At 74.3% G+C, this 23,592-nt stretch carries 17 protein-coding genes; 7 read left to right on the plus strand and 10 right to left on the minus strand.

From position 1 onward, the window contains the following. The first annotated feature begins 54 nt into the window (after nt 1-54). From ACW69E_RS00985 to ACW69E_RS01000, 4 genes are all read left to right on the plus strand, one after another. On the plus strand, nt 55-258 hold the full coding sequence (locus ACW69E_RS00985; RefSeq protein WP_457496249.1) for a hypothetical protein: 204 nt from the start codon (nt 55-57) through the stop codon (nt 256-258). 193 nt (nt 259-451) lie between these two features. Continuing rightward, a complete protein-coding gene (locus tag ACW69E_RS00990) occupies nt 452-1,156 on the plus strand; it encodes a hypothetical protein (protein WP_457496250.1) in 705 nt (234 codons plus the stop codon). A 251-nt stretch (nt 1,157-1,407) separates the two neighbouring features. Further along, the gene (locus ACW69E_RS00995) at nt 1,408-3,147 is read left to right on the plus strand and encodes an SPFH domain-containing protein (protein WP_457496251.1); all 1,740 of its coding nucleotides are present in this window, start codon (nt 1,408-1,410) and stop codon (nt 3,145-3,147) included. Beyond that, nucleotides 3,144-4,460 carry an SPFH domain-containing protein gene (locus tag ACW69E_RS01000; protein ID WP_457496252.1) on the plus strand — a complete coding sequence of 439 codons (1,317 nt, stop codon included), beginning with the start codon at nt 3,144-3,146 and terminating at the stop codon, nt 4,458-4,460. Before ACW69E_RS00995 ends, ACW69E_RS01000 begins: the two co-directional genes overlap by 4 nt. Nucleotides 4,461-4,534: 74 nt before the next feature. Here ACW69E_RS01000 and ACW69E_RS01005 read toward each other — a convergent pair whose 3' ends face one another. From ACW69E_RS01005 to ACW69E_RS01020, 4 genes are all read right to left on the minus strand, one after another. Beyond that, nucleotides 4,535-5,974 (minus strand): ATP-binding protein, encoded by a 1,440-nt coding sequence (locus ACW69E_RS01005; RefSeq protein ID WP_457496253.1) that lies wholly within the window; start codon nt 5,972-5,974, stop codon nt 4,535-4,537. A 72-nt stretch (nt 5,975-6,046) separates the two neighbouring features. Next, on the minus strand, nt 6,047-7,300 hold the full coding sequence (locus tag ACW69E_RS01010) for a ferritin-like domain-containing protein (RefSeq protein ID WP_457496254.1): 1,254 nt from the start codon (nt 7,298-7,300) through the stop codon (nt 6,047-6,049). Then, nucleotides 7,297-8,148 carry a phosphate/phosphite/phosphonate ABC transporter substrate-binding protein gene (locus ACW69E_RS01015; RefSeq protein WP_457496255.1) on the minus strand — a complete coding sequence of 284 codons (852 nt, stop codon included), beginning with the start codon at nt 8,146-8,148 and terminating at the stop codon, nt 7,297-7,299. Before ACW69E_RS01015 ends, ACW69E_RS01010 begins: the two co-directional genes overlap by 4 nt. A 135-nt stretch (nt 8,149-8,283) precedes the next feature. Beyond that, nucleotides 8,284-8,772 (minus strand): XRE family transcriptional regulator, encoded by a 489-nt coding sequence (locus tag ACW69E_RS01020; RefSeq protein WP_457496256.1) that lies wholly within the window; start codon nt 8,770-8,772, stop codon nt 8,284-8,286. A 214-nt stretch (nt 8,773-8,986) separates the two neighbouring features. Here ACW69E_RS01020 and ACW69E_RS01025 point away from each other — a divergent pair, with 214 nt between their 5' ends. After that, nucleotides 8,987-10,120: a GGDEF domain-containing protein gene (locus tag ACW69E_RS01025; RefSeq protein ID WP_457496257.1), complete on the plus strand. Its 1,134-nt coding sequence runs from the start codon at nt 8,987-8,989 to the stop codon at nt 10,118-10,120. Between the two features lie 219 nt (nt 10,121-10,339). Here ACW69E_RS01025 and ACW69E_RS01030 read toward each other — a convergent pair whose 3' ends face one another. From ACW69E_RS01030 to ACW69E_RS01050, 5 genes are all read right to left on the minus strand, one after another. Continuing rightward, on the minus strand, nt 10,340-10,810 hold the full coding sequence (locus ACW69E_RS01030) for a helix-turn-helix domain-containing protein (protein ID WP_457496258.1): 471 nt from the start codon (nt 10,808-10,810) through the stop codon (nt 10,340-10,342). Further along, nucleotides 10,807-15,894: a DNA repair ATPase gene (locus tag ACW69E_RS01035; RefSeq protein ID WP_457496259.1), complete on the minus strand. Its 5,088-nt coding sequence runs from the start codon at nt 15,892-15,894 to the stop codon at nt 10,807-10,809. The genes ACW69E_RS01030 and ACW69E_RS01035 overlap by 4 nt, the downstream gene beginning before the upstream one ends. A 48-nt stretch (nt 15,895-15,942) precedes the next feature. Further along, nucleotides 15,943-18,015: a flotillin family protein gene (locus tag ACW69E_RS01040; RefSeq protein WP_457496260.1), complete on the minus strand. Its 2,073-nt coding sequence runs from the start codon at nt 18,013-18,015 to the stop codon at nt 15,943-15,945. 84 nt (nt 18,016-18,099) lie between these two features. Then, entirely contained in the window at nt 18,100-18,780 is a 681-nt protein-coding gene (locus ACW69E_RS01045) for a DUF1449 domain-containing protein (RefSeq protein WP_457496261.1), read from the minus strand. A gap of 261 nt (nt 18,781-19,041) precedes the next feature. Further along, nucleotides 19,042-20,148: a PucR family transcriptional regulator gene (locus ACW69E_RS01050; RefSeq protein ID WP_457496262.1), complete on the minus strand. Its 1,107-nt coding sequence runs from the start codon at nt 20,146-20,148 to the stop codon at nt 19,042-19,044. 396 nt (nt 20,149-20,544) lie between these two features. Here ACW69E_RS01050 and nhaA point away from each other — a divergent pair, with 396 nt between their 5' ends. Then, the gene (nhaA, locus tag ACW69E_RS01055) at nt 20,545-21,912 is read left to right on the plus strand and encodes a Na+/H+ antiporter NhaA (RefSeq protein WP_457496263.1); all 1,368 of its coding nucleotides are present in this window, start codon (nt 20,545-20,547) and stop codon (nt 21,910-21,912) included. A gap of 182 nt (nt 21,913-22,094) precedes the next feature. Here the strand turns inward: nhaA and ACW69E_RS01060 are convergent, their stop codons facing one another. After that, nucleotides 22,095-22,835 (minus strand): DUF4328 domain-containing protein, encoded by a 741-nt coding sequence (locus tag ACW69E_RS01060; protein WP_457496264.1) that lies wholly within the window; start codon nt 22,833-22,835, stop codon nt 22,095-22,097. Between the two features lie 425 nt (nt 22,836-23,260). Here ACW69E_RS01060 and ACW69E_RS01065 point away from each other — a divergent pair, with 425 nt between their 5' ends. Further along, nucleotides 23,261-23,479 carry a heavy-metal-associated domain-containing protein gene (locus ACW69E_RS01065; protein WP_093849203.1) on the plus strand — a complete coding sequence of 73 codons (219 nt, stop codon included), beginning with the start codon at nt 23,261-23,263 and terminating at the stop codon, nt 23,477-23,479. Nucleotides 23,480-23,592: the final 113 nt, after the last annotated feature.

A 23,592-nucleotide genomic window follows, 5' to 3' on the forward strand; every position in this document is an offset into this window, starting at 1 on the left:
CCTGCTGGTGGTGCCGGCTCACGCGGTGGGGGCTACCTCCTCTTCCTGGCGTACATGTCCGGGACCGCCAACCCGTGGGAACCGGACGCCGCTGCCCACTCCGGCATCTCCGCGAGGTCGGCGCTGCTGGTCACCGGCGTCTGCGCGCTGCTGACCCGGAGGTTCGTGAGGGCCGGGCGCCTGCGCCGGTGGTGGTACGCGCTCCCCGTGTTCCTGGGCCTGGTCGCGCTGCCGCGACTGACCGTCCTCACACCCTGAATCCGGCGAGCGGGCCCCGGGCGCCCCCGTCCGTCCCACTGCGCCGCACAGGTGCCGGCGCGGCAGGAACCGACCGTGCGGGCCGTACGGGCTTGGTGCCGTGTTGCCGTCCTGGAGGGGAGTCGGCACTCGCGCCGCCCGCCGGGTGGCCGGATTCAGCTCCTCGCCCTCGCCCCCACTAGGGTGACGGAGCATGCGACACATACGAACCGTCACAGCGATCCTGGCCGTCGGCCTGCTCACCGCCGGCTGCGGGGGAAGCGAGGACGGCAACGGGGGTTCCGGTACGCAGAGCAGTGCGGAGGCCGGAAACAACAAGAGCGACAGGAGTGACCGGACCGAGGAGGGGGAGCGGCTCCCCGTCGTGGTGGAGTCCCCCGCCGGGGAGCCTGTGGGCACCAGCCCCACCATCAGCCCGAGCCCGGCACGGGACGCCGACTTCACCGAGAAGGTGATCCACGAGCTCCGCAAGCGGACCGTGCGGATGGCCGGCGCGATGGGCAGCACCAGCGGTTCCTGCGAGGGCGGCGAGATCACCCTGAAGGCGAAGGCCGCCACCGAGTGCACGGTCGCCTACGCGGACGTGGAGATCCCCTGGACGGTGACGATCTCCGACTCCTACAAGGAGGGGTCCTTCTTCATCCGGTACGACGCGGAGCCGGGCAAGGGCCTGCTGGCCGGCGAGGGCGTGCGGGCGAAGCTCTGGCAGGACAACAACCAGTACAGCGAGGAGATGCGCTGCGAGGAGCTGCCCGAGGCCGAGGTCGTCGACCTCGACGCGGACACCGGCTACAAGTGCCAGATCGTCAACAAGAAGAGCGACGGATCGGGTGAGTACACCGTCGACATGGCCGTCAAGGTGAACCCGCGCGGTCCCTCCTTCGACCGTCTCGGCTGAGACGACGCCGCTGAGGACGTGCAGGCGGCCCCGGGTCTCCCGGGGCCGCCTGCCCCCGTTCGGCGGAGCGCTCGTCCCGGCGGACACCCCGTACGGGTCAGGACCGCACGGCCGGAAGGTCCCGTCCGGGTCACGATCCGCGCCCGTACCCGCCCGAGGCGGGCCGTGTGATGTGAGATGGGTGTGGAACACCCGTACGGAACGAACGAGACCGGAGACGGCGAAGGGCAGACGTGGCACGAACCCAGGACATGCGCAGAATCGCACAGTCGGTGGCCCAGGGGGCCGATCCGCGGGCCGTGGCCGAGGAGGAGCTGCGCCGGCGACGGCGAGGCGGGGACGGAGGCGGTGAGGGCGGCCAGGGCGGCGGGACCGCCGAGGGCGGCGCCTCCCGGGAACCCTCCCAGCAGGACGGCATCGACCCGGCCGACTTCCCCGCCGCGCGCGATCAGGGCGGCGGTTCCATCGCCACCGTCATGACGCAGCGGACCGTCCCGCTGGCGGAGGCCGGGGAGGCGCTCAACCGCAGCGAGCAGCGGCGCGAGGAGGGTGTGCCGGTGCACGCCATCTGCCCGATGGTGCTCCCGCGCGGACGCTCCCTGTTGAGCATGCTCCCGGTGCTCATGCTGCTGGTGGTGGGTTTGGTGGGCTCCTTGACGGTGTCCGCCGCCGGCGGCAGCGCGCTGACCAACCCCCTGTTCGGCCTCCACTACTGGGTGCTGGCGGTGGCGGCCGTGGCCTTCGTGTGGTGGCGGCAGGGCATGGTGATGGTGCCGGACGGCTGCCAGGCGCTGATCACCCGCTTCGGGAAGCTGGAGCAGGTCGTCGGCCCCGGCCGGGTGATCCTGCTGAACCCGTGGAAGAGGGTGTCGTACATCCTCAACACCACCCGTGAGTACCCGTTCAACGCGCCGGTGCGCGAGGCCCCCACCCGCAGCGGGGTGAAGGCCTCGATCGACCTGTTCATCCAGTTCCGGATCGCCGACCCGGTGGAGTTCGTCTACACCCTCGGCGCGGTACGCGGCTTCGAGGAGAAGCTGAGCAACGCGGTCAGCGAGACCATCCGCAGCCTGATCTACGAGCAGGAGGCCGCCGGCATCTACGACATGGTCGGCGAGGACACCGGCCGGCTCCTGGAGCAGCTCAACCAGCAGTTCCAGCCGGCGGTGGAGCTGACCAACGCCAACATCACGCACGCCGAGCCCTCCGACCGCAACTACCGCATGGACCTGGCGGCCCCGGAGATGGTGCGGGTCGCCAAGGAGGCGTACACCCACGAGTACGCGCTCCAGCTCCGCAAGGAGCAGGACGAGGGCGACCTCACCAAGGAGCTGGCCGGTCTCCAGGAGACGTTCTCCGCGATCCAGGCGGAGATCGCCCAGTACCAGGCCCAGATGGACACCGCCGTGGAGCGGGAGACCAACCGGGCCCAGGCGCTGGCCCGGCAGCGCTATGTGCAGGCCGAGTCGGAGGCGAAGGCCAACGCCGCGCTGCTGGAGGCGCAGGCCCTGGACATCCGGGCGGTGACCGCCGCCGAGGCCCCGGAGATCCTGGAGTACCGCTACCGGCAGCAGATGCTCGACACCCTGGAGCAGGTGGCCGACCACCTGCCGCAGCTGGTGCGGATCGGCGGCGCGGAGGATTCCGACGGCACGGCCGGGGTCGACTTCCTGCGGCTGGCCCGGGAGATGATCGGCGAGCACGGCACGGAGCTGTTCACGGACGCCGACATGGCCGCCGTCCGCACCCGGCTGCGGGAGGTCTCCGAGCGCATCGAGCGGCGCCAGGAGGAGATCCGCGCCCTGCTGGCGGAGGAGCGTCCGACCGTGCCGGCCGGGAGCCCCGCGGCCTCCTCCGGTGTGGAGGCCGCGAGCCCGGAGGCGTCCGGCGGGGAGTCCGGGCCGCCCGGAGCACCCGAGGCGTCCGGAACCCCTGAAGCATCCGGGGCGCCCGCGGCGTCCGACGACGACACCGAGGAGGCCGCGCAGTGAGCGCCGTGTCCACCGCCCGCAGGTCGGTCATCTCCGAGGCCGTCGCCCCCTGGAGCGAGATCGCCCAGCTGCTGCGCGGCGGCGAGGCGGGCACCCTGGTTCCGGTCATCATCCCCCGCCACCGCCGCCGGCTGTGGTGGCTGCTGCCGCTGTGGCTGGGGGTGTTCGCGCTGCTGACCGGCGTACTGCTCAGCGCCGGCGGATCCGACGGGCTGGTCGGCGCCGCCCGCGACTGGCTGGCCGTGCTCTCCTACGTCGTGGGCGTGCTCGCGCTGCTGGTCGGGGGGCTGTGGTGGTGGCGCTCCTCGATCGTGGAGATCGAGCAGGGCACCAACGGGGTCCTGACCCGCTACGGCGCGGTCACCCGCACCCTGGACCCCGGCCGCCACTACCTGTGGCACCCGTGGTCGCGGGTGGAGTTCGTGGTGGACACCGCCACCGAGATCCCCTATTCGGCCCCGGTGATGGCCTGCCCGACCCAGGAGAACGTGCCGCTGCGGTCGATCGAGTTCTTCCTGAAGTTCCGCATCACCGACGCGGTGCTGTTCGTGCGGACCATCGGCGCGGGCAACTTCGACCTGGTGCTCTCCAGCGCGGTGCAGGACGCCATCCGGCAGCGGGCGCGCAGGATGCGCACCGAGCGGGCCTACGACCTGCGGGGCTCGGACGTGGCCGACATGCAGGAGCTGCTCAACCGCCAGCTCTCCCGCTACGGGGTGCGCATCACCGGCTGCAACATCCCCGATGTGCAGCTCCCGGCCCAGTACCAGCAGCACCTGGCCACCCGCGAGCGGGTCGCCAAGGAGCGCGCCGCGTACGACCAGGAGTGGGGCCTGACCCGCAAGCGCCGCATCGACAGCCTCCAGATGGACATCGAGCGGGCGAAGAAGGTGCGCGACGCGCGCATCGTCGAGGTGAAGGCCTCGCTGAACCGGGCGCGCGAGGAGGTGGCCCAGCTCCTGGAGGAGCAGGAGACCAACGCGCAGCGGGTGCGGTTCGAGATCGAGACCCGCGGTCGCAGCGGTCTGATCGCCGCCGAGAACGAGGCCCGCGCCCAGCGCCGGCTGGCCCAGGCGTACCGGGACAACCGGGCGGTGCTCCAGTACGAGCTGGCCCGCCGCCGCCTGGAGGTCGGCGCGACCCTGGCCGGCAGCGCGCCGCGGCCGGTCGTGGTGCGCACCGACGGCACCGGCGGCGGCGACACCTCGGCGCTGTCGACGCTGCTGACGGCCCAGCTGCTGCCGCGGCTGACCGCCCTGCCGTCCGCGCAGCCGGCGCCGCGGTCCGCCGGATCGGCCGACGGCGAGGGCTGAGCCCCGTCCCCGTCCCCGTCCGCTCCGCCCCGTCCGCCCGGCTCCGGCCGGGCGGACGGGACCGGGCACGCCCGCTACCCCGCCTCCCAGGCCCGCACCAGATCCTCCGGGCCCCAGTGCGCTGCCAGGGGCAGTCCGTCGGCGACTCCGCGGCGGGAGACCGCGACCAGCGGGGTGTCCGGGCCGGTGCCGGGCACGGAGAGCACATCGCGCGCCAGGGCGTCGTACTCGCGGCGTCCGAAGGACTGGTTGTCCAGCCACTTCACCGACCCGGCGAAGTGCACCCTCCCGGCCACCGGCTCGCGGTCGGCGCCGATCAGATCGATCTCGGGGTTGTTCCGGCGGTTCCACCAGCCGCCCACGGCCTCCGTCTCCGGCCAGTGGGCGTCGGGCAGCAGCCGTGCCAGCGACTCGCGGACCAGCGGCTCGACCGCCCGGCCGCGCCAGGTGGGCCAGGAGCGTTCGATGCGCGCCAGCGCCACGTCGCCCCGCCCGCGCTCGGCCAGGGGGATGGCCCGGTGCAGGAACGCCAGCCAGAAGCGCAGGTAGTGGTCGGCGACGCGGTAGCGCTTGTTCTTGGTGTCGGGCTTGTCCGACAGCGGCAGGTCGACGGCCAGGACCCGCTTGTCCAGGAGCGTCTTCAGCAGAGGTGAGAGCGTGCCGGCGGGCAGCGCGCCGGAGCCGCCGGCCTGGGCCGCGATGGCGCTGAACGTCCGCTCGCCGCTGCCCACCGACTCCAGGACCGCGCGTGAGTGCGAGGCCTCGGGGAACTCGCCCAGCAGTGACAGCTCCCCGGCCACCAGCAGGGGGGAGAGCGGGTTCGTCACGGACTCCCGCAGGAATTCGAGTCTGCTCGCACCCGGCCGCCAGGCCCGCACGATCTCCGGAAAGCCACCGGTGATGAGCATGGCGTCCACGGCGTCCGCCGCGTTCAGACCGGTCATCTCCCGTACGTCGGCCAGGTTCAGCGGCTGGACGACCGTCTTCGTCGCCCGCCCGAAGAACGGGCGCTCGTACGACTGCAGGGACTCCATCACGGACATGTCGCTGCCGACCAGCACCAGCAGTACGGGCTTGGACGACAGATGCCGGTCCCAGACGGTCTGCAGAGCCCCTTCGAACTCCCCGTCCTGCTCGACCAGCCAGGGAACCTCGTCGATCACGGCGATGCTCGGCCTGTCGTCCGGAACCGCGAGGGCGAGCGAGCGGAGCGCCTGGTTCCAGTCGTCCGCGCGCAGCCCCGCGACCAGTTCCGCTCCCGGCAGAGGCGACTGGGCCAAGGCTGCGGTGAAGTCCGCGCGTTCGGAGTCGGGGTTGCGGCCCCTCGTCGCCTGGAACACCACATACGGTGCCCCGGACCGGTCGCAGAACTCCTGCGCCAGGCGCGACTTCCCCACCCGTCGTCGCCCCATCATGATCAGGGCGCGGCCTCGGGTGGCCCCGCGTCCCTCCTCGACATCGCCCAGCAGGCGGCCCAGCAGTCTCAGATCCGCGTTTCTTCCCCGGAACTCCACGACCGCCTCCCGACAAAGTAAGATCAATTCTCAGTTAGATTCAATCTTACTTTGTTGGGCCGACTTTCCTGGTCACATGAAGTTGCGGGTGTGGAGCGCGGAGAGTTCGGCCGCCTCGTCGGCGGGGAAGCCGAGGTGGACCAGGCGGCGCTGTCTGCCCTCGTCCATCTCGGCCTGGAGGGCCAGGACCGCGTCGTACCCCCGGCCGATCGCCTCGGGGGTCCACTCGCCCGCGGCGAGGACCACCAGGGAGTCGAAGACGTCCGCGTTGAGGCCCGCGGTGTCGGTGAGGGCGTCGTGGCGGCGCTCCACGGCCGCGCGGAGCCTGCCGCGCAGGGCCGGGTCGACGGTGCCGCGGTGGTGGAGGTGGGCGACGCCGAAGGCGACGTGCCGGGCCTCGTCGCGGCGGGCCAGGGCCGTGATGCGGCGGGTGACCGGATCGGGGGCGTGGCGTTCCAGGAAGGCCAGCAGGCTCAGGAAGCTGCCCTCGCCCAGCACGGAGAGGAGGAAGGAGGCCAGGGAGAAGTCCGGTTCGGTCAGCAGGGTGTCGAGCGACTCCCGTCCGCCGGCCGAGGACGTGCCCATCTCCCCGCCCCGCAGCAGCGCGCGGCGGGTGAAGACCTCCATGTGGCGGGCCTCGTCGGCCGCCTGCACGGCCAGCAGCTGGAGGACCTCGCGGAAGTGCGGGTGGATGCGCGCCAGCAGCCGGGCGGGGACGACGAGGGCGGCCTGCTCGTTCTCCACCAGATAGGTCATCACCTGGACGACGGCGCGCTCGACCTCGCCGGGGAGGGAGAAGGGCGCCTCCCAGTCGACGGCCCGGCCCGGGTCCCACTGCTCGGCCGCCGCGCGGGCGTAGAGGTGGGGGGCGACGTCGGCCCAGACGTGGTCGCGGTCCACCAGATCGAAGGGGCCGGCCGGGCCGCCCCGCTCGACCAGCGCGCCGCGCGCCGCCAGGCCCCAGGCGGGCGAGGGGCGGGCGACGATGCCGTCGGGGCCGGGGCCGCCGGCCCGCTCGGCGCCCGACCAGCGGTCGAGGTCCGCCCGGCCGCGGACGATCCGGGCGCGGACGCCGCCGGCCCCCTGCCCGCCCGGGGCCCCGCCCGGATCCGGTGCGCGCAGTCCGTGGCCGTGCGCGCGGCACCAGGCTCGCAGGTGGACGAGCAGCGCGGGGTCCTCTCCGGTCACCGCCAGCTCCCGGCCCGGGTGCAGGCCGAGCAGCGCACGCCGCACCAGCAGGTGCGCGCCACGCTCGAAGCCCAGCGCCCCGAGGCGGAGTGCCCGCGGACCGGGCCCGGAATCGGAACCGGGGCCGGTCGTGGTCACGGCGCGTACCCCGCCGCGGTGACCCGCCCGGACGGGCCGTAGAAGCCCGCCTCGTCCACCGCGGCCTCCAGCAGCGCGTAGCCGGTGGTGCGGCCGGGGCGCCAGGCGGTGAGCCCCTCCAGTTCCAGCAGGGGACGCGCCTCGGGGTCGGCGAACGACATGGACAGCAACAACTCGCCGAACCGCCCGGTCAGTTCGGCGGGGGCGCCGTCCGCGACCGTCATGTTGCAGTGGTCGTACGGCTCAGTCTGGGCCAGCACCCGTGTGCTCCCCGGCGGCAGCGTCCCCTCCCGTCCGAACAGCAGGTGGCTGGCGTCCAGGAGGCAGGCGGCGTCCGCCTCGCCCGCCAGCAGGGCGCGCGCCGCCTCGCGCTCGCCGCCGACGTGGTCGCCGTGGAGACCGGTGCCGATGTCGAACCGGCGGACGCCGAAGTCCTCGTCCGGGCGCAGCCCCGCCCGGCGCAGCGCCTCCAGCGGCAGCAGGGTCGCCTGGGGCGAGTCGACCGCCCCGACGGCCACCGTGCGCCCCTTGAGATCGGCGAGGGCGGCGACGGGCGAGTCGTGGCGGGTGACGACGACGGAGGTGAGGTCCTGATCGGTGTCGCGCATCACCAGTGCGCGAACCTCCCGGCCCGCCGCCCGCGCCATGCGGTCGGCGCGCACCCAGGCCAGCGGCGAGTTCCAGGCGGCGTGCAGTCCTCCGGCGAGCAGGTCCTCGACCTGGCGCTCGTAGTGCGAGTAGAGGATGAAGTCGAAGGGCAGGTCCCGGGCGCGCAGCCACGCTCGGAAGCCGGTCCAGATGGTGACGGTCTTCGGGTCGTAGGCCACGGCGCCCATCAGCAGCGTCAAGAGTCGCTCTCCTCACATGGCGGCGATCTCCGCGAAGCCTAGGAGTACGGGACGATCCGGACAACCACGCCCCGGGCGCGTACGCGTGAGGATCCGTCGGACGCCGCCGGGCGCGGAAGCGGCGGACGGGCGCGGTCAGGGCCGCTCGGGGCGGTCCTGCGGGTCGGGCGCGCCGTCGGACGGACGCTCCTCCTGCCGGGTGCGGGTACCGGGCTCGCTCTCCAGGACGTGCTCGACGATCCTCGTCACGGCGGCGAGCCCCTCGGGGGACAGCTCCAGGGCGCGCAGGGCGAGCTTCCTGACGCCCATGTTGTGGGCCACCTTGGCGAGTTCGATCTCCGCGTCGGTGCGGGCCGCGGCGCGCTCGTCCAGGAAGTAGGAGGCGGGGACGCCGAAGAAGCGGGCCAGGGCCGTCAGGAGCTCGGTGGAGGGGTTCTTCTTGGTGCCCTTGCGCAGCGCCGACAGATAGGCGCCGCCCACCCGGACACCGGGGTCCGCGCGTTTGACGGCGGTGGCGACCTCCTCGTTGGTGTACCGGCGGCCCTTGGGGCCCTCCGGACGGACGGTGTCGAAGAGTTGGTCGAGTCTCTCCGCGAGCATCCGATCCCCGCGGGTGTCGGACACCGCATCCACCTCCACCGCACCGGAACCGACCAGGAGTCGCCACCGCATCATAACTCTTGTCGAGCGGACGGGAGTTGACAGGTCGGTCATTCGGAAGCCTAAACTCACTCATCGCGTTCGCTCAACTACCAGTTGAGTTGAAGAGTGAACGGTTCAACCGCAGGTTCACCACCGCCCATGCGCCGGACCGCACGACCGGGGGAGAAGGGGATCGATGAGTACTGCGCCGAGGATGACCGAGGAGTACGCGCCGTCTCCCTCGTGCTGTCCGGGAGGCGGCCATCATCCCCTGACCGATGACCTCACCGGGCTGCTGGTGAGGAGGGCCTGGGAGATCAGGGCCTCCCAGGCCCTCGCCTCCGCCCGCCGGCAGCACAGGCCGCTGGCGCTGCTGCTGGGCGACCTCGACCGCTTCAAGGCCGTCAACGACACCTACGGCCACCTCGCCGGGGACGCCGTGCTGCGCGCCGCCGCGGACGTGCTGCGCCGCGTCGGGAGCGCTGCCCGAAACTCCGCCGAGGGCGCGGTCTGCGGGCGCTACGGGGGCCACGCGGGTGACGAGTTCCTGGCCCTGCTGCCCGGCGCCGGCGCCGAGGAGGCGATGGCCGCGGCCCGGCTCGTCCAGCAGGGCGTGCGGGAGATGTCGGTTCCCGCCCCGGTCAGCCGCGGCACCACCGTGACCATCACCGGGCAGACCGTCTCGCTCGGCGTCGCCGTCTGGGACCCGGCCGACCCCGCCCCGGGCGGGCTCTCGGACCTGCTGCTGGACTCCGACGTGGCGCTGCGGGAGGTCAAGCGCGCGGGAGGCGGCCGCATCCGGCTGGCCGGCGCCCCCGGCGCCCCCGACCCGCGTCCGGCGCCCCTCAAGCCCCTCCCCTTCCGGGCGATACCGCCCGCCGCCCGGCCGAGCTGGCTGCCGTACGGCGGGACGCACCGCGCCGTGCCCGCGGGCACCTGGTGGGACGCGGTACGGGTGCCGGGGCGGAAGGGGCTGCTGGTGCTCGACGCGCTGCTGCGCCACGGCGACCGGCCGCCCGGCCCGGTCATCGCCGACCTGCCCGGAGAGACCGGCGGGCCGGGCGAAGCGCCGGAGGGGGGCTGGGAGCGGTCGCGGACGTACTTCCTCATCCCGCCCAGGGCCGCCGACCGCTGGGAGCTGCCCGGCGCCCGTGTACTGGGCCGCGGCTCCTACGTCGTCGTGCCCGACGCCGCCAGCGTCCGCCCGCCGGGTCTGCACTGGATGGTGCCGCCGGCCGCCGACCGCCGGCTGACCAGCATCCGCGCGCTGCACGCGGCACTGGAGGCGGCCGAAGCGGCCGGCGGCACCGCGCGGGCCTCCTGCGCGTAGGGCGTGTTGTGAGAGCGGCCCCGTGCGCCCGCGGGGCGCGCGGAGCGGCGTCGGGTGCGTGCGACGGCACGGCGCGTTGCCGGCTCCCGGGGCCGCGAGCCCTCCGGGAAGCGGGCCGTACGGGCCGTACGAAGCGTGCCCGGTGTGCTGGGTCCGCTGCTCCGGCTCCCGTCCGTACGCGGCCTCCGGCGCCTCCCGGCTGTGGGTCATACCGGCACTCTAGAAGCGCCTGCCCGCGTCTGTCCCGGCCTTCGTGCCACTCTCCGCGATCGTCATATGCCGCTGCGTGCCGAACCCGGCGGTGAGCGGGGCCTGTTCCCTGAGAACGGGGTCGGCGAGGACGGGTTCGGCTAGCGGCTCGAACACCAGGCGCGGCTCGCCGCCGTCGAAGGTGAGCGCGAAGGAGGCGTCCAGGGCCCTGGCCAGCCGGGCGAGCACCACCAGGGTCGGCATGCCCCCGCCCAGCTCCAGCCTGGAGACCTGCGGCTGGCTCATGCCCGCCCGGCGGGCCAGCTCCGACTGGGAGATGGCCAGCGCCCGGCGGCGTCCGTACACGGCCCGGCCCAGGTCCTCGGAGACCCTCTCCCTCTCCCGGGCCCGGTCCGCCTCGTCGTGGACGTACTCCGCGCCGGCCCACCGGGCGCGGGCGGCCCCGCGCCGGAGCCGGCCCCCGGCCGCGCCGCCCCTCACAGCACCGCACCCCCCGCCGTCTCCGGGGCCGTCCCCGCGCCGGAGGCCGCGCCGGAGGCCGCGCCGGAGGCGTTGCGGGCCCGGAAGGCCTCCTTGACCTCGCGCCACCGCCGCTCCTGCTCCCGCGTCATACGGCCGCGCAGCTCGGCGAGTTTGAGCAGGTTCGCCTCGGCGTCCGCCGACAGTGTGCGGGCCTCGGCCGTGTAGTGGTCGTCGATCAGCGCCTCGACCTCCTCGTCCGTCATCACCGGCGCCAGGCGGCCGGCCAGCTTCCCCGTGTCGCGGTAGGAGCCCTGGAGGCGGAACGGCGGTTCGGTGCGGGCCGCCTCGTCGCCGGAGGCGGAGGCGATGTAGGCGGCGTTGACCGCCAGCACCGTGCGCCGCACCCGCAGCAGCCCGCGCAGCACGCCCAGCACCTGCTCCAGCTCGGCGGGCGCGTACGGGTGGGCCAGGCGGTCGGAGCGGGCCGACGGGTCGCCGTCGGCCAGCCGCACCAGCAGCTCGGTGTCGGCGCGCTCGCGCGAGGCCAGGGGCGCCAGCACCGGGTTGGCGGTGAGGGAGTTCTCGATGTGGCTGAAGGCGAACAGCTCCTCCCGGCCGGACAGGACGTCGCCCAGGTTCCACACGTCCGCACGGTTGGCGAGCATGTCCGGGACGCGGAAGCGGGCGCCGGACTCGGTGAAGGGGTTGCCCGTCATGCACACCGCGAACCGCTTGCCGCGCAGGTCGTAGGTGGCCGGCCGGCCGTCGGAGAACCGCACTCCGTCCAGGCGGCGCTGGGCGTCGCACAGCGGGATGAATCGCTGGAGCAGCTCCGGCGAGGTGTGCTGGACGTCGTCGAGGTGGAGCAGGACGTCGCTGCCCGCCTCCAGGGCGAAGTTGATCTTCTCGACCTCGCGCCGCGCGGTGGCGTCCGGTGCGGCGGCCGGGTCCAGGGAGGTGGTGCGGTGGCCCAGCGCCGGGCCGTCGACGCGGACGAAGGCCAGGCCCAGGCGGGCGGCGACGTACTCCATCAGCGTCGTCTTGCCGTAGCCGGGCGGGGAGAGCAGCAGGAGCAGGCCCTGGCTGTCGGTACGGCGGTCCTCCCCCGCCGTGCCGAGCTGTTTGGCGAGGTTGTCGCCGATCAGCGGCAGGTAGACCTCGTCGATGAGGCGGTTGCGGACGAACGCGGGCAGCACGCGCGGCACGTACGCCTCCAGACGCAGCCGCTCGCGCTCGGCGTCCAGCAGTTCGGCGCGGCGGCGGGTGTAGGCGCGGTGGGCCGGTACTCGGACGGCGCGGAACTCCTCGGTGCGGTCGAGGAACTCGTCCAGGCGCAGCGGCAGGGCGCCGCCGGCGATCCGCGGGTGGGTGCCCAGCAGCCCGGTGACGACGGTGGTCAGCGGCGCGTCCACGTCCCGGTGCTCCAGCTCCTCGCCGCACAGTGCGACGGCGACGGCCTCGGGCAGGTCGGGAGACGGCGCGGCGCCGCCCCGGGCGCCCGGTCCCTCCTCGCTCCCCTCCCGGGCGGCGGACTCGGCGTACGCGCCCAGCCAGGCCGCCGCGAGCTGGTGGCGGGCCGCCGGCGACCCCGGGTCGTCCGGCGACGAGCCGCCGAGCGCCCGCAGGTCCTCGGCGAACTCCTTGGCCGGGGGCGACTGGGCGCCGCCCAGCGAGGCGTGGAAACCGTCCAGCAGGGCGCGGGCGGCGGGGCCGACTGCGAACCGGCCGCCGCTGAAGGCCAGTTCCTCGGCCAGGTACGCCCCCACCGCGGCCGGGCGCGGCGGTACCGGCAGCCCGGCACGCTCCAGGAACTCCCGCGCCGTGCCGCCCAGTTCGGCGGCGAGCGGCTCCAGCGCGCCACGCGCGCCGAAGGCGGCGCGGGCCCGGGCCAGCGACTGGGCGCGCACCGTCCAGGCGGCGCGTGCCGCGCCGTCCGCGCCGTACGCCCAGAAAAGCTGCGCCGCGGCCCGCACCTCAGGGGTGAAGCGCAGCAGTCCGGCACCGGCCCGCAGCCGCAGCGCCGCGGCGAGGATCGCGGCGGCGTCGTGGTCGTGGACGCCCCTGTCGTACCCCTCGTCGTAGGCGCTCCCGGCCGCCCGGCGCACCAGCGGCAGCAGGCTCTCGGCGTCCGCTTCCCCCGCATCCGCGCCGGGTGCGGCCGCGTCGGGCGGCAGATCCGCCAGCACGCCGGCCGCCAGGTGCTCGGCGCGGTAGACGTGCGGCGACTCCGAGACCAGCGGCTGGTCCCAGAACTCGCGGGTGGCCGCGAACCGCGGGTCGCGTACGGCGGCCCGGTAGCCGGTGCCGGAGACCGCGAAGGCCAGCCCGTCGCCGTGCGGGACCAGCGTCACCTCCAGCGGCCGGGTGCTCACCGCGAAGCGGTGGCGGCCCAGCCGCACGGTGCCGGCGCCCCCGCCCCCGCCTCCGCCTCCGTCCGCGTCGGCGCCCAGTTCGACGCGGTCGCGCAGGGCGCGGTCCGCCTCCTGCCGGGCCGCCGCCAGGGAGGCGGTCAGCTCCTCGGCGCGCGCGGTGTCGCCCAGGGAGCGCAGCTCATCGGCGGCGGCCCGGACCCGGGCGACCAGCGGGTCGGCGGCGAAGTGGGCGGCCACCTCCTCGGCGGAGGCGAGGGAGGCGCAGCGGCGCGCGACGGTCTCCAGCACGCGCGCGGCGGACACCGCCAGGCGCTCGGCGCGCCGCGCGCGCTCGTCGGCCTGGGCCTGGCGGCGGGCGGCGAAGGTCTCGCGGATCTCCTCGCGCCGCTCGGCCAGACGGGCGAGGAAGTCCTCGTGGGCGCCGAAGCGGGATTCCAGGTCCTCCAGGCGCACCAGCAGCCGCCCGAGCTGCTCGTCGCACTCGTCCGGTGTGGTCGCGGCGGCCAGAGCGCCGGTGACCGCCTGGCCCAGCAGGGCCGTCTCGGCGGCGAACTCCGCCCGCCCCTCGGCCTCCAGCAGCTCCCGGCGCCTCCCCTCCAGTACGGCGCGGGCCCGGTTGACGGCGGCCGTGGCCTCGCCGATCCGCTCCAGCACGGCCGTGCGCACGGTGGCGTCGCCGACCTCCAGGGAGCCGATCACCTCGGTGACGGCGCCGAGTCCGTCGGCGTGGCCGGCGATCCGCTCGCCCAGTTCGTCGGCCTCGGCTGCCGTGGCGGCGGAGGTGGCACGGTCGGCCAGTTCGGCCACGGCCGCGCCCACGCCCTCGAAGGCCTCCGCGCGGGAGAGGTCGGCCGCCGCCCGGCGGCCGGTGGCGGCCAGCGCCTCGTCCAGCTCCGCGCCGAGCGCGTCGATCCGGCCGGGGTCGGCGTGGCGCAGTTCGCGCAGGGTCTCCACCGCGCCCCGGGCACGGCGCAGTTCGGCCAGGAGGTCCACCCAGCCGGTCGCCTCGCCGGGGGTCTCGCCCCGGGCGCGGCGCACCAGCGCGGTGGTGCGCGCGGCCGTCTCCTCCACGGCCGCGGCCGCCCTCTCGCGCAGCTCCGCCACCCGCGCGTACTCGGCGACGGCCTGCTGCGCGGCCTCGCGCAGTGTCCGCAGCGGGGCGCCGAGTCCTTCCAGCTCATCGGCCAGGCCGGGCGCGTCCAGCCAGTGGTGGCGGTCGGCGGCGCGGGCGCAGGCGGCGGTGACCGCCTCCAGGGCGGCCGCCGTGGGCAGGCCGCCGCCCGTGCCCCGCGCCGTCCAGCCGGTCACCCCCTCGGCCAGCCGTACGACGGACAGGCAGTCGGAGATGCCGCGCACCAGCTCGGCGTTGCCCACGCGGGCCAGCGGCCCGTCCCCTGCGGGGCCGGCGGCGCGGGGGTCGAGGGCGTAGGGGGTGTTCCACAGCCGTACCGGGTGCGCGGACGTCTCCTCCCCGCCGGGCGCCTGGCCGAGCACGGCCAGGGTGCCGTCGGCGAAGAGGGCGTGGCCCAGGGCGGGGATCGGGGCGGCGGCCTCCTTGCGGATGAGGTTGTAGGACAGCAGCAGGGAGCGGCCCCGGGCGGGGGCGTGGAAGACGTACAGCACGTCCTCGCCGTTGGGCGAGCGCACCTCCGCCTCGAACTCCATCCCCTCGGTGTCCGCCTCGAAGGTGCGGGCGGCCGAGCCGGCGGGGGCGTCGGCGAGGTAGCAGCCGCCGGGGAAGACGACGCCCTGGTCGTCCGGGAGGCGGCGGCACGCCTGCCCGATGCCGTCCAGCCGCAGCACCTCGCCGGTACGGGTGTTGAAGACCAGATGGCGGTGGGCCGCCTCGTTGTACGGCAGCACGCGCAGCAGGACGAGCGGGCCGACGCGGGCGTGGGCGATCTCGGCGTCGGCCAGGGCCTGCAGGGGGTCCTCGACGGGCTCGCTGTGGACGCCCTCGGCGGTCTCGGTGTCGTTGTCCGTCTTGACGGTGAGGAAGCCGCCGACGGTGGAGACGTGGAGCGTCCCGCCGTCGACCGCCACATGCGGGTGGCGTCCGGTGACGTGGTCCTCGCGGGCGGCCGGCGTCCAGACGACGTCCCGGGCGGAGCGGGGTGCGCGGTCGAGGTGGTCGCGCTCGCCCTTGTCGTCGAGGTAGGCGACCTCGCCGCCGTCCTCGACACGCCAGCGCAGGACGCGGATGTCGGTGGCCCGCTCGCCGATGGAGAAGACGGCCAGCAGCAGCGGTCCGGTGCGGCGCAGCCGCAGCAGCCGGGCGTGCCGGTAGTAGCGGAACAGTTCCTCGACGTCGCGGTGGAGGCGCGGGTCGTCGAGCAGTCCGGGCACGGCGTCCGCCTCCGCGGGCTCGAAGGCGGGCGGGCCGCCGCCCTCCGCGCGCAGGCGGTGGAGGGTGAGCACGTCGGCGACCGACTCCGGCCGCCCGTGCCCGGCCGGCGGGTTGGCGCCCAGCAGCAGCGCCCCGCCCACGGCCGCCGCGTCGCACGGCACCCGGGGCCGCCCGGTCTCCAGCCGGGCGGCGCCCGCCAGTTCCAGTCCGGCGCCGCCGAAGGCCTCGACACGGCGGTCGTTGAGGGCCCGTGCCCGGGCCGCGAGATCCGCCGCCGCGGCCGCCATCCGGTCCCGCAGCACCTCGTGGGCGCCCGCGTCCGGCCCCGTACCCGGTCCCGTGTCAGGCCGCGCCTCCGGCGTACGGCGTGCCTCGGTTGCCACGTGCCCTCAACTCCTCGCTCGATCGGCATCCTTCGTGGGGTGTGCGGGTCAGCGGCCCGCGGGTGCGCCGTTCGCGGCGGCGTGGGTGCGGGCCACCGCGTCCGCCGTGCCGGCCGCGCCGGCCGCCAGGGCCGACAGCGGCAGGTCGGCGACGCCCGAGCCGCGCACCGCCTCCAGCAGGGAGGCCAGCTTCGGGGCCTCGGGGCCGCCGCCCGCGGCCAGCCTCGCCAGCAGGCCGGCCAGGGTCAGATCGCGCAGCCCCGCGGCGCCGAGCCCGGCGGTCGCGGCGGTCAGGTCGTGGGTGAACGTCGAGTTCTCCTTGTCCAGCCAGGGACCCGCCATGGCCTGGACGGTCTCGCTGCGGTTGACGAAGCCGTCGATGCTGCGGCCGGCGGCGATGGAGCCCACCAGCTTGTCGAAGAAGACCGAGTCCCCGCCGACGATGTCGATGTTGGCGTTCTCCAGACCGGTGGCGATCAGGGTCGCCTGGGACTCGGCGATCTGCCGCTGGACGTCGATGCCCGCGATGCGGATCTCCTTCTCCGCCTCCAGCCGCAGGCGGTACTCCTCGTGCTCCCGGCCCGCCTCGTCCATCCGGGCCATGGCGCCGGCCTTCTCGGTCAGCCCCTCGGCCTCGGCCTTCAGCTTCTCGCGCAGCCCGTCGGCCTGGGCCAGGGCGAGCTCGCGCTCGGCCTCGGCCTCGGCACGGCGGGTCTTGGCGATGGCGTCGGCCATCCGCTCCTGGACGTCGGCCTCGGCGAGTCCGGCCGCGGCGGCCTCGGCCTTGCGGCCCTCGGCCAGGCGTACGGCGGCGGCCGCGTCCATCTCGGCGGCCTTGCGGCGCGCCTCGGCCATCGTCAGCTCCTCGGCCGCCCGGTGCCCGGCGGCCTGCTCTGCGGCCTCGGCCGCCTTGATGTCCTTGACCAGCCGCTCCTGGGCCTGGGCCTCGGCGGCGATGATCAGCGCCTGGCGCTCGCGCTCGGCCTCCTCCACCGTGCGCAGCTTCTTGATCTCCTCCTCCTGCTGCGCGACGGTCTTCTCCACCGCGATCCGCTCGCGGATCACGTCGGCGATGTCCCGCTTCTCGGCCTCGACCTCCTTGTCGGCGGCGATCCGGCGCAGCTGGGTCTCGCGTTCGCGGGCGATGACCTCCAGCAGGCGGTCCTTCTCGATGCGCTCGTTCTCGATGGCCACGACCCGGTCGCGGTTGAGCTTGGCGACGGCGATCTCGCGCTCGCGGTTCTCGTTCTGGATGCCGAGGGCCTCCTCGGTCTTGATGTGCGCGGCGTGGGAGCGCAGCCTCTCCTCGGCCTGGACGCGGGCGGTCTCGGCCTCCTCGCGGGCGCGCACGGTCTCTATCTCGCGCTGCTGGCGGATCTCGGCGTCGGCCTGGCGGCGCTCGAGTTCGAGGACGGCCTCGCGGGCCTCGACGTTCTGCCGGGTGATCTCCTTCTCCTCGTTGCGCTGGAACTCGTTGGTGCGCACGTGCTCGACGGCGGTCAGCTCGGTGATCTTGCGGATGCCCTGGGCGTCGAGGATGTTGTTCCCGTCGAGCTGCCTGAGCGGGGTCTGCTCCAGGTAGTCGATCGCCGCGTCCTCCAGGCTGTAGCCGTTGAGGTCGGTGCCGATGACGGCGATGATCCGGTCGCGGAACTCGTCGCGCTTGGTGTAGAGGTCGGCGAAGTCGAGCTGCTTGCCGACGGTCTTGAGCGCCTCGGAGAACTTGGCGTTGAACAGCTCCTGGAGGGTGGTCCGGTCGCTGGCCCGCTCGGTGCCGATGGCCTGGGCGACCTTGATGACGTCCTCGACGGTCTTGTTGACGCGGACGAAGAACGAGATGCGGATGTCGGCGCGGATGTTGTCCCGGCAGATCAGCCCCTCGCCGCCGGTGCGGGCGATCTCGATGGTCTTCACCGAGATGTCCATCACCTCGGCCCGGTGCAGCACGGGCAGCACCACGGTGCCGGTGAAGGTCACGTCGACCTTGCGCATCTTGGAGACGATCAGCGCCTTGCCCTGTTCGACCTTGCGGAACAGGCGGCTGACCACGATCAGCAGGGCGATGCCCATGAGCATGAGCACGGCGATGAGCACGCCGAGGCCCGTGGAGATGACGTCCATGGCGGTGGGTCCCTTGTGAGGTATGTGTGCTTGAGGTCTGGTGGACGGGCCCGCGGCGGGCCCGTGGAGGCGCGGCGCGGAGGTTCAGCGCGGCAGCCGGCCGGCTTCCGGGCCGGGATCCAGTACGGGATCGCAGGGCATGACGTGGAAGAAGCCGCCCTCGGGGTCGTAGTCGAAGACCAGCGCGGTGCTTCCGGCGGCCAGGCCCGCGGCGTCCTCGCCCCGGGCTCGGACCTGGACCAGATGGACCGAACCGTCCTCGGCGGTGATCTCGGCCTGCCCGAAGCGGTGGCTGACGTGCCCGGTGCGGATGGTGCACACCCGGCCGACGAGGTCGCGGTGACTGGTGCCCGTCTCGCGCGGCGCCAGCCGGGCCAGCGGGCGGACCAGCAGCCGTGTCAGCCCCCATGCGGCGAGCAGCGCGGCCGGCAGGACCAGCAGGCGCGCCGGGGTGCCCCCGCCGGCCCGGTCGACCAGCGCCGCACCACTCAGTGATGCGAACCAGGCAATCGAGATGAGGAGCGACAGGGAGACGGAAACCGGTGCCCCGCCGAGTCCGGCCGCCGCGAGAACCGCCGCGGGGCCGGTGCCGGGGCCGGCCCCGGACTGGTCGCAGTGGCCGGCGTCGATGCTCTCACCCCCGTCGAGGGCATCGACGCCGACCGCTCCGACCAGCACCGTCAACCAGTAGACGAGCACCACCACAAGTCCGAACCCGAACAGATTGGCGGGGAAGCTCATGGCCGTATGCATGAACTCGCTCATCGTTCCACCCCCGTACCGGTCGCGGCGTGACCTCATGCTGACACTCCGGAACCGGGACGCACATTGCCAGGATCCGGCAATCTTTATGCCGTACTTACGTCCGGCAACCGGAGGGAACCATCGGCGCGGTGGCCGTCGTCGGCGCCTCCGTGCCGGGGTGGGGCGCGCCGCCCGGCCGGGCGGCGCGGTGGCCGCGGAACACACGCGCCGCCGAGGGCGGGTCCGGCCGGACCGCGCGGGCCCGCAGGGGGCGGCGGGCAATTACAGCGGCTTCTCCGGCCAGCCCAGCAGCCGGGCGCCCATCGCGGCGGTCTCCAGGGTGTAGCGCTGGAGGCCGTCGCCGGGGTCGTAGCCGGTCAGCTCCCGGATGCGCGCCAGCCGGTACGACAGGGTCCGCACGCTCACGCCCAGCCGGCGGGCGGCCTCCGCGTTCACATAGCCCGCCGCCGAGCACACCGACAGGGTCTCCAGCAGCGGCGCGGCCCCGCCGCGGGCCTGGGTGAGCGGCCCCAGCACGGTGCGCACCAGATCGGCCATCGCCGCGCGGTCGCGCAGCAGCACGGGGAAGACCAGCATCTCCGCCGCGTTGAACCGGACCCCCTCCAGGCCGAGCCGGTCGGCGAGGTCCAGGGCCCCGAGCGCCTCCTCGTAGGAGCGCACCACTCCGCTGGGGCCGCTGTGGGAGCGGCCGAGCGCCACCCGCTCGGCGGCGGGGTACCCCGGGCCGGGGTCCTCGGCGAGCCGGGCGAAGGCCCGCAGCACGGACTTGTCCGCGCTGGCGGCGATGCACACCAGCCGCCCGTCCTTGGTGGCGAGCAGCACGTCGCGCTCGCCGAAGCGGCCCACCAGCTCGCGCTCGATGCGGCGCACGGTGGGGTGCACGTCGTCGTACTTCTCGGTGCCCAGGGCCACCGCGACCGCGTGCGCACGGGCCAGCCGCAGACCGAAGCGCTCGGCGCGCTCGGCCAGCCGGCCCAGGTCGCTGCGCCCGTAGAGCAGGTCGTCCACGAACTCGCGGCGCTCGGCCTCCTCCTGCCGCACCGCCAGCCGCTGGGCCCGCTCGTGCCCCTCGCCCAGCGCGGCCACCGCGGCCTCCACCGCGGCCAGCAGGGCGTCGCCGGTGCGGGCCCGCTCCGCGGCCGTGGCCGACCGGGCGATGCCCGGCAGCGTGCCCCACAGCCGGCGGGTCTCGGCGAGATAGAGACCGACCAGATCGCGCAGGCCGTACCCCCGCTCGGCGACCCGCTCGCCCGTCTCGCGGAAGACGTCCAGCTCGGCGCGGCGCGGCAGCCGCCCGGTCCGGGATATCTCGGCGAGCAGTTCCGCGTAGCCGCCGAGGAAGGAGTCGGGGAGCCTGCTGCGTCTCACCGGTGCCCCGCCCCCTTCGCCGTTCCGCGCTTCCGCTCGTCCCCGGCCGTACGGCCGGCCGGACCACCGGCACAGACTAAGGGAGGGACGGGGCCGCTGCGGCAGGGGTGGCGGCGTGCGCCGCGGGGAAGGATCACGTCCGGTCGCCGCGGCGGAGGGCGGTGTGATCACCGTCACCGGCGAAACCGGGGCGGCCGGGGGCATTAGCCGACACGGACCGGGAGTTGCCGGGCATTACCCGACGGTACCCGCGCAGTCGTGCACGGATCCGCTCTTGCGCGGAAACAGCAGGTTGTGGGTACGGTGGTATGACAATCAAGATCACAAAGGTGTGCCGGGAAGTCTGGTCGGCGAGGTTGTCCACGTACCCCGAAACCGACCCCGGGAGGTCACTCCATGTCCAATGCCCCCAAAGAGCGCACCTCCCTCTTCGGGCTGCCGTCGTTCCAGGAGCGCCGGTTCCTGCTCGAGGCGCTGCGCACCGAGACCGTCGGCGGGATGCTGCTGCTGGCCGCCGCGGTGGTGGCGCTGGTGTGGGCGAACTCTCCCTGGGGGAGCCTGTACGAGTCGGTCCGCGACTTCCATTTCGGAATCCCCTCCCTCCACCTCGACCTGTCGGTGGGGCACTGGGCGTCGGACGGTCTGCTGACGATCTTCTTCTTCGTCGCCGGCATCGAGCTGAAGCGCGAACTGCTCCTGGGTGAGCTGCGGCGCCCGGCCGCCGCGGCCCTCCCGGTGGTCGCCGCCGTGTGCGGCATGGTGGTGCCGGCCCTCTTCTACGTCGCGGTCAACGCGGCGGGCGGCGGCCAGATGGACGGCTGGGCCATCCCCATGGCCACCGACATCGCCTTCGCCCTCGGTGTGCTCGCCGTGATCGGCACCAACCTGCCGTCGGGCATCCGGGCCTTCCTCCTCACCCTCGCCATCGTCGACGACCTCGGCGCGATCCTCGTCATCGCCGTCTTCTACACCTCCACGCTGAACCTGCCCGCCCTGGGCGGGGCGCTGGCCGGGCTGGCGGTGTTCTGGTTCCTCCACCAGAAGCTGCGGGTGCGCGGCTGGTACGTGTACGTGCCGCTGGGCCTAGTCATCTGGGCGCTGATGCACGCCAGCGGGGTGCACGCCACCATCGCCGGTGTGGCGATGGGCATGCTGCTGCGGGTGGTCCCGGCCAAGGGCAGCGAGGGCTGGCCCACCGAGAAGGAGTCCCCGGCCGAGCACATCGAGCACCTGGTGCGGCCGCTGTCCGCGGGCTTCGCGGTGCCGGTGTTCGCCCTCTTCGCGGCGGGCGTCAGCGTCTCCGGCGACGCGCTGGGCGAGACGTTCAGCCGGCCCGAGGCACTGGGCGTGATGCTCGGCCTGTTCGCGGGCAAGCTCCTCGGCGTCTTCGGCGGCACCTATCTGGCCGCCCGCTTCACCCGCGCCCAGCTCAGCAAGGAGCTGGAGTGGGCGGACGTGGTGGGCGTCGCGCTGCTCTCCGGCATCGGCTTCACCGTCTCGCTGCTGGTGGGCGAGCTGGCCTTCGCCGACAGCGGCGAGACCGGCGAGTACGTCAAGGCGGCCGTTCTGATCAGCTCGCTGGCCGCCGCGCTGGCCGCCGCCGTCTTCCTCAAGTTCCGCGACGCCCGCTACAAGCGGCTGTGGGAGGAGGAGAACCGGGACGAGGACCACGACGGCATCCCGGACGTCTACGAGTGGCCGCAGGGCAAGGTCACCGAGGAGGCCGGCGGCCGGATCGACCGCGAGGTCAACCGCGAGGGCTGACGGCGCCCGTCACCGGCCCCTTCCGGCTTCCGGCGCCTGCGAACCGCCTGCTTCCGCACCGCACCGGCCGCGCCCGCCCACCGGCGGGCGCGGCTCCTTTTCCGCCGTCCCCCGCCGTCCCGTTCCCCCCGCCGCCCGGGACGTCCGCCGACGGCGTCGGCGGGGTGGGCTCGGCAGGCGGATCAGACCGGAGCCGCGGCGAGGGCCGCGCGGTGCTCCTGGAGGGTGTGCTGCATGGCGGTGATCCGGCGGACGACGAGGATCGCCAGCACGGCGGCGAGGATGTCGACCCCGTCGGCGAAGAGGTAGGAGGAGACGGCGCTGCCGAGTTCCCCGGGAGTCTGCGCGTCCTGGTACCTGTGGGAGGCGAACCGGCCGGACGCCCAGGTGAGCAGCCACAGCAGCCACCAGCAGTTGAGCAGTCCGCCGGGAAGGCGCTCGCGGACCGTGCCGTCCGGACCCGGCGGGGTGCTGGCGTCCCAGATGTCGTTGGCGATCTTCTTGGGGAACCAGAGGTTGACGACGGGCACGAACCATCCTCCGACCGCCCAGCCCGCGCCCATCCGCTGGCTCGCGGCGTCGAACGTCTGCGCGTTGAGCCGGGAGCGGTGGAACCACATCAGGAACGGGATCCCCGCCGCCACCAGCGCGGCGACCTGGACCACACCGGCGGCGGAGTACAGCGACTCCGCGCTCTCCAGGGCCCCGCCGGAGCCGTACCACGACAACCGCGCCTCCTCCTTCAGGAGCCCGGCGAACCGGGACCCGGCGAGGATCGCGAACAGGTCCGAGGCCACGACCACCGCCAGCAGCGCGACCGTGACGGTCGCCAGGGTCCGGGTGGACTGCCAGCGCAGGTACGGCGACTCCCCCTGCTCACGGCGGACGCGTTCCACCGTCCGCAGTTCCTCGTCGGACAGCACCCACCAGGGCTGTCCCGCGGGAGCGCCCTTCCCGGCGGGTGCGGCACTCTCGGCAGGCGCGGCAGGTGCGGCAGGCGCGGCAGGTGCGGCACTCTCGGCATGCGCGACGGAGGGAGGTGCCGTGTCACCGCACGCCGGGCACCGGTTCCCGGCCGCCTCGCCACGTCCTTCCCCGTCCGCTCCGCCGTCTCCCCCGCCTTCGCACTCCGCGCACGCCATGCCTTCGCCCCCTGCCCCTCGATGATCGTCCGCCGCACCCTACCGGCCCTGCGGGGCGGCCGCCCCGCGGTTTTCCGCGGCAACCCGGCGGAACCGCGCCGGGTCCATTTGGCTAATACCCCCTAGGGGTATAAAGTCGAGAGTGTCGGAACATCGGCCCGGCCGTCCGGGCTCCTCCGCGCACCGATCCGAGGGAGCAGAAACCCATGAGCACCGTCACCACCACCTACAAGGTCACCGGCATGACCTGCGGCCACTGCGAGGGCGCCGTCAACAGCGAGGTCTCCGGGATCGACGGCGTCACCGAGGTGAAGGCCGTGGCCTCGACCGGCCTGGTGACCGTCACCTCCACCCGTGAGCTGGACGACGAGGCCGTACGCGCCGCCGTCGACGAGGCGGGCTACGAGCTCGCCGGCCGGGCCTGACCGCCCGCAGCCACCCCGCCCCCGCGGACCGTGCGGGCCGCGCACCCGCGCCGCCCGCACGGTCCGGCCCCCGCCAGGGAGACAGTGTGACCACCACCACGACATCCGGTACG

The organism is Streptomyces sp. SS8, assembly GCF_054072955.1.